Origin of the sequence: Methylophaga sp. UBA1464 (assembly GCF_002325665.1) — a bacterium.
GTDB lineage: Bacteria > Pseudomonadota > Gammaproteobacteria > Nitrosococcales > Methylophagaceae > Methylophaga.
In genome coordinates this window covers 23,220-23,445 of the sequence record NZ_DCSO01000018.1, presented here as the reverse complement: position 1 = coordinate 23,445, position 226 = coordinate 23,220, and the positions used below count along the sequence as shown (strand labels likewise).

The window sequence follows — 226 nt, the reverse complement described above, 5'->3', positions numbered from 1 at the left end:
GAATATCTTCCAATTCCAATGCATCGGTGGAATCCATCATCCGTGGATCATCATTGGGGAAGACAGGAATTTTCGTTACACGTGAGCCCGCAGCAATAATACAATTTTCAAAACTGATGGTTTTATCGCCACCTTCTGTCTTGACCTGCATTAAATTGGTACTGGAGAACTGTGCTTCACCATGTACCACAGTCACTTTACGTTGCTTGGCCAACGCTGATAATCC

1 pseudogene is annotated in these 226 nt (G+C 43.8%); it reads right to left on the bottom strand.

Annotation, left to right across the window (positions count from 1 at the left end):
• Positions 1-226, bottom strand: a pseudogene (locus tag B3O33_RS02000) (dihydrolipoyl dehydrogenase); the annotation flags it as partial.